Source organism: Eggerthella hominis (assembly GCF_014287365.1).
Taxonomy (GTDB): Bacteria; Actinomycetota; Coriobacteriia; order Coriobacteriales; family Eggerthellaceae; genus Eggerthella; species Eggerthella guodeyinii.
The window spans coordinates 46676-52941 of record NZ_JACOOA010000011.1 but is presented as its reverse complement, the minus strand read 5'-3'; the positions used below and the strand labels follow the sequence as shown (position 1 = coordinate 52941).

7 protein-coding genes are annotated in these 6266 nt (G+C 50.6%); all 7 read right to left on the bottom strand.

All coding sequences use genetic code 11. From position 1 onward, the window contains the following. Positions 1–144: 144 nt before the first annotated feature. Positions 145–621 carry a serine O-acetyltransferase gene (locus H8S61_RS16720; protein WP_081956922.1) on the bottom strand — a complete coding sequence of 159 codons (477 nt, stop codon included), beginning with the start codon at positions 619–621 and terminating at the stop codon, positions 145–147. A 114-nt stretch (positions 622–735) separates the two neighbouring features. Then, a complete protein-coding gene (locus H8S61_RS16715) occupies positions 736–1899 on the bottom strand; it encodes a glycosyltransferase family 4 protein (protein WP_186939783.1) in 1164 nt (387 codons plus the stop codon). Next, positions 1868–3187, bottom strand: coding sequence for an O-antigen ligase family protein (locus H8S61_RS16710; protein ID WP_035586373.1), 1320 nt, complete (start codon positions 3185–3187; stop codon positions 1868–1870). The genes H8S61_RS16715 and H8S61_RS16710 overlap by 32 nt, the downstream gene beginning before the upstream one ends. Further along, a complete protein-coding gene (locus H8S61_RS16705) occupies positions 3188–4285 on the bottom strand; it encodes a glycosyltransferase family 2 protein (RefSeq protein WP_181817031.1) in 1098 nt (365 codons plus the stop codon). It abuts the gene before it with no gap. Positions 4286–4504: 219 nt separating this feature from the next. Then, a complete protein-coding gene (locus tag H8S61_RS17650; RefSeq protein ID WP_035586379.1) occupies positions 4505–4684 on the bottom strand; it encodes a hypothetical protein in 180 nt (59 codons plus the stop codon). Next, positions 4681–5445 (bottom strand): WecB/TagA/CpsF family glycosyltransferase, encoded by a 765-nt coding sequence (locus H8S61_RS16695; protein WP_035586381.1) that lies wholly within the window; start codon positions 5443–5445, stop codon positions 4681–4683. The genes H8S61_RS17650 and H8S61_RS16695 overlap by 4 nt, the downstream gene beginning before the upstream one ends. Further along, the gene (locus H8S61_RS16690; RefSeq protein ID WP_186939782.1) at positions 5445–6152 is read right to left on the bottom strand and encodes a sugar transferase; all 708 of its coding nucleotides are present in this window, start codon (positions 6150–6152) and stop codon (positions 5445–5447) included. Before H8S61_RS16690 ends, H8S61_RS16695 begins: the two co-directional genes overlap by 1 nt. Positions 6153–6266: the final 114 nt, after the last annotated feature.

The window sequence follows — 6266 nt, the reverse complement described above, 5'->3', positions numbered from 1 at the left end:
TGTCGGCCTGCACGTCGAAGCCGATCGTCTTGAAGCCGGCCTTGGCCTTCTCCACGGCCAGCGGCAGCCCCACGTAGCCGAGGCCCACCGTGCCGCAGACGAGGGTGCGGTCGGCGACCTTTTTCTTCAGGTTCATCCTCATGGCTAATTATTCCTTTCGTTTGTCGAGATAGTGGACAAGGGCGATCGAGGTTTGATCACGGCAGGCACTCCTACGGCTAAACTATTTGGCGGAACATCCGTCAGTACAACTGCGTTCGCACCTACGATTGAACTTTCTCCAACGGTGACGGGACCAAGCACACATGCACCTGCATAAATTACGGCGTTTTTCTTTATCGTCGGATAATCATGCCCCTTCTCCAAATTGGGGCAAGTCTTGCCGCTACCGCCGAGAGTGACGTTTTGGTATATCCTGACCCCTTCTTCGAGGACAACGTTTTCATGGAAAACGCATCCAAGGCCATCGTGAACCAACACCGCGCTTCGCGCTATGTTCGCGGTTGGTTTGATGTCGCAAGCATAAATCGCCCTTACAAAACTACTGATCAGGCGCGGGACCATTGGAACATTTCGAGCATGAAAGCTGCACATAAGCTGTATCATTGCGTTGCATGCCATGAAGGGGTCCTTTTCTTGAGCAAAACCACATCAACGTTCGATTCCCTTTCGTCGCACCGTTTTTATATTCACAAAATGCCCTAAACGATGCCTTGCTTCCGAATGTCAATGCCATTATTCAGGGTGCTCAATATGCTTGAAGCATATTGATTGGAAGTATTCTTTCGACTGCTCGATCGAAAAATGAGACAACGCGTACCTTCTAGCCGAACAGGAGTACCTTACTTGAGTCTCAGCGTCTAATTCCATGTACCAACCCATTTTTTCAGCCAAAGCCTGAACGGTTGGGGGGATTCCCACTGAGTAGCTATCATCAAGTATCCTGTACGTCTCTCCTACTTCTGTAGCAATCAAAAAGCACCCGCACGCTGCTGCTTCGGCTATCGTTTGCGAAGGGTAGTTGTTGATGAGGTTCGTAGCACATAGAACATTTGCGCGAGGTAGTATTTCGTGTGGTTTTACATAGCCCGGCATTTCGACCACATCAGAAACTCCACGCTCTCGGATCATTTGCCTCAAAGCATCTTCCTCCCAGCCCTTGCCGCAAATAAGAACCTTGTAACCTCGTTTTCTAAGCATGGGGGCACATTTGATGGCAGCTTCAAGAACCATCCGTGGATTCTTATAATCCTCTAGTCGAGCGGCGATAAAAACAAACAGGCGCTCTTTCTTGCCTGGTTGAAATAATCTTAGATCGGTAAACGTTCCAGGGGTGACGGTCAAGACGGTTTTACCTTGAAGTAGTTTGCGATAATATCGCTCTTGTCTCGGATAAAGCAGATCAATATGATCAGCTTTTTGAAGAAGTCTTCTTAACGCTTGGTTTTCCGTCCCCTTCATAGCTTCATCGTAGTAGAGGTCATTCGCAATAGTCAGAACAACGTGTTTCCCAAGAAAATGCATCCATCTGACCATAACCCTATTAAATGGGCCTGCGTCAAAAGATATAATTACGTCAGGGTTTATCGCCATAAGCTGCCGGAGCGAATCCAACGTCCCAATTATCTTGTCTTTAGGGGCGCTGAACCTTATCTCCGAAAAATTGTCGGTGCAGCAAGCGGCTTGATCAAGTCGGTTCTGCAGCTCCGTTTTCAAGCATGCCCTAACGAGCACGGAAACCCGATGCGTGATCCCGATCTCATTGAATATCCTTAAGAGTCTTCTCTCGGCTCCTCCGAAAGGCATATCCCCACGTAACGTCAAAGCGACGCTCAAAGACTTCGACCCTGGCTTCATTTGTTGATATCTATCGATCTGCCAAGTGTTTTTCGATGCCATAAGAGTTTGCCCCTTCTTTTATAGCCGTACTGTTCGACCGTTTTCTGGCAATCGAGCAGCTTTCCTCTATCGTTGCATTACCCATGAGTATAAGCACGAGCGTGAAAGCAAGGTACACGGAGTAGGAGGAGAAAAAGGCGGATTCGGATGAGCTTGCAATGAGCAGATAAATCGGTATTGTAAGAGAAGCCCATAAATTTCTACGGCGACAAAATTGATCGTACAAAACGCTACGAAAAAAGCTGACTACAAAAGTGAGGAACAAAATCAAACCTAGCCAGCCAAACTGTCCGATAATGATAGGCCAGAAACTATCGACTAGATAGTTGGAGTTCAGAGGAGTCAGTCCATGGACGTGGTCAAAACCAAGATAGTAGTAAAAAGCCGGATAAAAATCACGTGTAATGTTTGATCCGTACGATGCAAATCCTGCGCCTGTGGGGAAAAACATGTTTGCAACCTCGAACGACTTAGAGAGAAGGACGCTCCTCGCGGTTCCATCATTGAGATAATAGAGTCCGATTTGTTCATAGGCTATTGCAAGAACCGCCAAACCCGCCATCACGACAAAAGATTTCGGAATTCGCTCCTTCCCCGGGAATATGAGAAGCGCGATCGAGAGAACGAGAACAAGTCCGATGGCCTTTATCCTTGTTGTTAACGCCAGCAAAAGAAAAGCGCAAATGATATAGACGGCGTTCTTCTTGGGATCGAGAAGCAGGAGAGCAACAAATCCAACAATAGTAGCAGCGAAGTTTGAAGGATGCCCAAACAGGAACTGAAAAGCCCCTATCCCGAACCTCGAACTAAGAGAAAAGCCCAGATTCATGAATTGATTAGCAACGGCTACAAGCAAAAGAATAATAACCGCAACCTTAGCGAAGCCAACACACATATCCAATAAGCACAGCATCTCTTTATCATTGAGAATGATTTTAGATGAAATAAACGCAATTGCGAACTTTATGCAGGTAAAGAAATCGATGATTGTTGCCTCTTGATAAACCTGAATATCGCGTAATACGTTTCCCGTAAAACCCACGATGCACAGAATCGCAAGAGACACGAGACATATAGCGTCACTGCGGTTGAGTTGACGTCCCTTTTTGTGATGGAAAATCGCGCTAGCAACAGCCCATACAGCAAGGAAAACAGCAGAGCCTTCGTCAAGGTATGAAAAAGAAAGAGATATTTTATCTTGCAAGACGTTCTCGAAAGCAAGTAGTAGAAATAGAAGAAAGAGCACTATTTCTTTAACTTTCGCTTGCGGCAGATTACGCAAGACCATCTAGCAAACTCGCCTTTGCTTTAAGCGCTGGAGCAAGCGGAAGAAAGTGGAATACAGTTTCGGAGATATTATCTGGATGCACGCCTTCGTCTTCACGGCTAGAGGTATCTGCTTACCATGAAGCCATTTCCCTGCATCGCTTTTCAGGAACCTTTGAGCCTCTTTACGCGCTCTCAGGCATGCCTCATTGGGTTCGACGACATCAAGCCATAGGTTTTCGAGTCTCGCATACTCTAATAGCTTTCTGCTCAGCACCTCATGCTCAAACTCGCCAGGAAACATCTGCTCTGCATAATCGCAGCAGTCATGAATTGCAGCATGATAATCAAGGTATTGGCGCGCGCTCATTTTGCTTTTTCTGGTTATGGAGTCGATTCTGAACACTTGTCCGTAGGAGGCAGCGTCAACCGAGTAAACCTTGCCCACTGTACTGATTATTTTTGACATAACAGACAAGTCTTCATATACCCTATCTTCGGGAAAAGGAGTTGATGCCCATATATCTTTATGAGCCATCTTTCCACAAGCCGACACGCTAAGCCCTTTCCCTAGAAGCATTTGCGAGAGCGCTTCCTTTTGCGACAGCTCAAGGCAGTCGACTTTACTCCATGACAAGTTTGGGAGCGAGTCTTGGTTTGGTATTGAAATTGCGCTCACGCTGGAAATACCCCTGTTGTCGCCGTGCAGAGCGCGCGCTAAGATTTCGACATGTTGGGAACGAATCACGTCGTCGCCATCGACGAATGTGAGGTACTCTCCCTCAACAAGAGGCAATGCTGCATTTCGCGCAGATGAGAGTCCGCCGTTTTCTTTATGAATCACTTTTATGCGATCGTCTTTGTCAGCCAGTGCTTCGCATAAGTCTGCAGAAGAGTCTGTTGACCCATCATCGACAAGAATTACTTCGATCATGCTATATGTCTGGGTCATTATACTTTGCACGCAACGTTCGATGTAGTTTTCTACGTTGTACACAGGTACCACAATCGACACAAGTCCATTTAAGTTATCGTGCAAATCCGTCTCTTCATTTAGACTGAGAGCTATCTTGTACTGTTGCCGACTATTCACTATCTGCCTCCAAATAGCATCTTGCACAAACACTCATTACGTAGCAATCCCCTGAAATCGATACGCACGGCTTGAAGCCGTGAAACCTTTCCCTAGCGGACTTCAGGTCGGTTGTCTTAATAAATGATCTGCGCCAACACATTAGCCATGCACTCGCTAGCATGACCGTCGCCGTATGGATTGCTCGCGTGCGACATTGACTCGTACCCTTCTTTATTTGAGAGAAGACGCGAAAAATCCGGTAAACTACATCCTCATCAGTCCTACAAGCTTTAACGTACCAGCGGCCACAGCCATGCCTTCAGGAAGCTCGGTCGCGTCCCGCATCACGAGCGCGGGCCTACCCAAGCTCGGCGCTTCTTCTGCCCAGTCCAGCTCTGGATGGAGGTAATCCTCAAGAACTGTAATGGACAGAGCGTCGATCATTGCCCTCCCTGCTCGCGTTGGGCTTTACGCAGGATACGGTAGAAACGAATATTGCCGACAGCGTATCGCTTAATAAGCCTCCCTGGCTCCTGCATCATGCGGAACAACCACTCCAAGTTCGCCCGCTGCATCCATACAGGAGCGCGTGGAATGTTGCCGGATACGACATCGAACGATCCGCCAACGCCCACAAATACACCCGCTACCTCCTGTGTGCGGAAGTATTCAATCAGCTGCTCCTTCTTCGGACTGGTGATGCCTACGAACACAATCGCGGGGCGCATCGAAGAGACCTCTGCAACAACAGAGTCAAACTCGCACTCCTTGAAGTAACCATCTCGATATCCACAGACATTCATCTGCGGATACTGCTCAATAAGTGCTTTCACCGCACTCTCAACTACCTCAGTCTTAGCACCTAACAGATAGACGGAATATCCTTTCTCTTCAGCCAGATCGCAAAGCTTCCACATAAGATCGATGCCCGCGACGCGTTCGGGCACTTCGATGCCGAGCTTTTTGGCCGCTATCACCATGGATGCACCATCTGCATTCACTATCTCGCATCGACGAACGCATCCGTCCATCCAGGGATCGTCCCTCATTTGAAGAAGCTTGTCAGCGTTTACACCAATCACGTGCGCGAAGGATCCCATTTGTGCAAGCTCTCCAATTCTTGAGACGGTCTGCTGCATGGTCCATGGGTCGATTGGCACGCCCATAACCTCTACTCGATCAGGGTAGCTATGCGTACTTGCCATCAGCATGCTCCCTTGCCGTCGAGCATGGTCACAACCGTCTTCGCGATCACCCGCAGGTCCGTCGCGAAGGAGCGCTCCTCGATGTAGGCGAGGTCCATGGCGACCATGTCGTCGAACGTCGTGTCGCTGCGGCCCCTCACCTGCCAGTAGCCGGTGAGGCCGGGCTTGACGGAGAGGCGGCGCATGGCGCGCTCGTCGTACTGGGCGACCTCGGAGGGCAGCGGCGGGCGCGGGCCCACGCAGGAGAGCTGGCCCATGAGGCAGTTGAGGAACTGGGGCAGCTCGTCTATCGAGTGCTTGCGGATGAACCTCCCGATGCGCGTGACGCGCGGGTCGTCCTTGATCTTGAAGAGCGGGCCGTCGGCCTCGTTGAGGTCGGCGAGCTCCGCCAGGCGCTCGTCGGCGTCGGCGCTCATGGAACGGAACTTGTACATGTCGAAGGTGCGCACCTGCCCGTCGCGCCCGATGCGGCCGACGCGCTTCTGCGAGTACAGGGGGTTGCCCGGGCTCTCGAGGCGGATGGCGACGCACAGGATGATCGAGGGGACTACGAGCACTGCGATCGCGGCGAGCGAGAAGGCGATGTCGAAGGCGCGCTTCACGAAGCGGTAGGCGAGGCGGCGGTCGGCGCGCTCGGGGACGGGGACGGGCCCCTCGGCCTCGGAGACCAGCTCGGGGGCCAGGAACGCCACGTCGGAAGCGGCCATCGGCTCCGTATCCCCGAGGGTTTCGCTCGACTTTACATAACCGCGCTTATCAGACTTTGGGGGCGTGGAAATCTCCGGGGCGCTCGAAGCGCTCTCCCCCGCTGACGCGAAGTC

What these genes read in the sequence shown, in the direction of transcription:
- H8S61_RS16720 (WP_081956922.1), bottom strand. Translation starts at nt 621, where the DNA reads ATGGCATGCAACGCAATGATACAGCTTATGTGCAGCTTTCATGCTCGA.
- H8S61_RS16715 (WP_186939783.1), bottom strand. Translation starts at nt 1,899, where the DNA reads ATGGCATCGAAAAACACTTGGCAGATCGATAGATATCAACAAATGAAG.
- H8S61_RS16695 (WP_035586381.1), bottom strand. Translation starts at nt 5,445, where the DNA reads ATGGCAAGTACGCATAGCTACCCTGATCGAGTAGAGGTTATGGGCGTG.
- H8S61_RS16690 (WP_186939782.1), bottom strand. Translation starts at nt 6,152, where the DNA reads ATGGCCGCTTCCGACGTGGCGTTCCTGGCCCCCGAGCTGGTCTCCGAG.
- H8S61_RS17650 (WP_035586379.1), bottom strand. Translation starts at nt 4,684, where the DNA reads ATGATCGACGCTCTGTCCATTACAGTTCTTGAGGATTACCTCCATCCA.
- H8S61_RS16710 (WP_035586373.1), bottom strand. Translation starts at nt 3,187, where the DNA reads ATGGTCTTGCGTAATCTGCCGCAAGCGAAAGTTAAAGAAATAGTGCTC.